The sequence below is a fragment of the Falsiruegeria mediterranea M17 genome, assembly GCF_900302455.1.
Lineage (GTDB): Bacteria > Pseudomonadota > Alphaproteobacteria > Rhodobacterales > Rhodobacteraceae > Falsiruegeria > Falsiruegeria mediterranea.
In genome coordinates, this window is the sequence record NZ_ONZG01000036.1 from 1 (window position 1) to 2,598 (window position 2,598).

Consider the following 2,598-nt stretch of genomic DNA (forward strand, 5'->3'; position numbering starts at 1 on the left):
GACCCTAGTCATTTGCGATATTTTTACGGAATTTTGGTTAATTGATCACCCCGCAGTGGGTTTCCTCTTTCCACTTTCTTCTAACCTATGTTTCGGTCCTCTGGTCGCGGGGTTACTTCATTGGCGATTTTAGGTCGGGATTGAAGGCCGCAGGTGTGGGGCGAAGTGCCAGATCTTCATTGAACCCTTGTGAGTGGCCCCTGAGCTGCCAACCGTCCTTGGCAAGTCGCGGTCAGAAGCAACGACCGCTGCTGAAAGGTCGCGGTACAGGAACATCCGTATCGTCGCGATCCTTTCATTCAGTGCGCCCGCGCCCTGCGCAGGCCGCGGATCAGAGATAGAGCAGGTCGTCTGCGAATTGCAGGCCCTCAACGTTCAAAACCGTATCGGTTCCGTCTCCGCCAGAGTGCGTGACCGTCGTTCGCGAACCAACCGTCGAGATTGTGTATTCCGCTCGGTTTCCGGAAAAGAGCGCGTAGTCCCATCCGTTGCCCCCATCGAGCGTGTCATTGCCACGCCCTCCGAACAGGCGGTCCACGCCCCCGGCGCCCTCCAGCAGGTCATCGCCGCTATAACCACGCAGGTAGTTTCGCCCGTTGTCGCCCGTCAGGTGGTCATCATGGTTGGATCCGCCAAGATTTTCGATGGATGTGAAAAGATCTCTAGCCGCCTCGCCGGCGGATCCCCGGCCAAGCAACAGCGAAGCTGTGACACCGGCCGCCGCGTTCCAGTAGGCGACAGTGTCCAGCCCCGAACCGCCATCATAGCGGTCCTTGCCGCCGGTCGAGCCAATGAACCAGTCATAACCGCCGATGCCGCGAAAATCCTCTTCCGCGGTACCGCCATAAATCAGGTCCCCGTGCACCGACCCCGTAACCCTCTCGATGGATGTGTAGGTGTCTCCTGCTGCCTGTCCTGCAGTACCACTGCCCGTCCCGAGGTTCAGGGTAACAGCATCGGGCGAAAAGACATAAGACATCATGTCCCGACCCGATCCGCCATCATAGCTGTCATTGCCGCCAGAACCGAGGAACCAGTCATAGTCTCCTAGACCACGCAACCGGTTACTGGAGGCGTCGCCCTGCAAGACATCACCAAAAATCGACCCTGTGACGTTTTCGACGCCGGTCAGCGTATTTGTCTCGCCTCCGGTTACCGCCGTACCCGCATCAAGCTCGACCCGAACGAATTGAGCCAGATCCGCGAAACTGACCATGTCAGATCCGTCGCCGCCATCAACGCTGTCTGCACCTGAACCCGGTGTGATCCAGTCGGCTCCAAGTCCGCCTTCCAGCGTGTCATCTCCTGCCCCGCCTGACAGCACGTCATTCCCGTCGCCAGAGCGTATTCGGTTATCGACCTGATTGCCCGTGATACGGTCATTGCCGCTGCCGGTATCCACGTTTTCGATCAATGATCGCAGATCGTCCTGATAAAGGTAAGGATTGGCGATATTACCCCGGGCAAAATTCGGGTCCCCGGCATGGCCATTCGACAGGTTCGCAAGTTGTGCCTTTGAAAACGTGCTGAACTCGCCCGGCCGTAAGTCGATAGTCTGATCATTCGAATAATTGGTGAAGTCGAACAGGTCGGTGCCACCGCCATCCCAGATGGAAAGCAGGATCTTGGCGTTATAGGACGCGCCGAACCCAAAATTGTTGATCGACATCTCTCCTGTGTTCGGATTGAACTGATATGTCGTGTCGGTTTCGTTCGACCCCTGACCAAAGTTCGCCCCATACATATGTTGCAACGCCGCGTAATCGTTGATCATGTATGTCCAGGGATACTCCTCCTGCCCAGATGCACCATTGCTCAAGTTAACTCCGGGATAGGAACGATAGGTCATAACCGAGAATTCCTGGCTATCCTGATCTGCAGGCAGGACAGGGAAAGTGACCTGATTGTTGTTCGACCACCCCTGTGTTGCATGCCCGTGCTTCAGGCCCAGGGAATGACCGACTTCATGCAACAGGCCCGCCGCGTATTGGAATGATCCCAGAACGGGGTTCTGATACTGGCCGAGAGTGAACCAGTTGTCTCCTTGCGCATAAGCCGGAACCAGATTTGGGTCCGGTGGATTTGCCTCTGCGGATCCACGCCCCCCGGGGATGTGGAGGCCGCTGTTGAAATGCTGGGGACCATAGTCAATCCGCTCGGCTTGAGCAAACCTTAGATGCCCATTTCCCTGCGGAGCATTCGAGAACGAGAGATTTGTAAACACGCCCAGATTGTTGAGGCCGAAGTTGATGATCTGGCTGGCTTGAAACTGAGTAAATGATTGAAAATTAACAATATTTGAATAGCCACCATACACATTATTAAAGGTCGGGAAGCTGACCGTCAGCTGCGTTGTATCCCATTTCCAACCCCAAAGTATTCCGTCAATGCTTGGATTTCCGGTGGGTGCAACAGCTGTCGGCATAACAAAAAGCTCCTAAATTATAACTCCAATGGACGTTCCTATTTTTCAGTATGTAAGCAGATTTTGGGTATTTTGTCATCTAAACGAAACCACCAGTCGCAGGAAAATAGGCAATAGGCCTTTCGTTGCAATGAGCTCCGACTTCAATTGGAATGTCTACGCGGCCTAGGGTT

General features: G+C 54.7%; 1 protein-coding gene. It reads right to left on the minus strand.

Annotation, left to right across the window (positions count from 1 at the left end; genetic code table 11):
* Positions 1 to 331: 331 nt before the first annotated feature.
* Positions 332 to 2,425, minus strand: a complete 2,094-nt coding sequence (locus tag TRM7615_RS25205; protein ID WP_108792731.1) for a M10 family metallopeptidase C-terminal domain-containing protein — start codon at positions 2,423 to 2,425, stop codon at positions 332 to 334.
* Between the last annotated feature and the right edge of the window lie 173 nt (positions 2,426 to 2,598).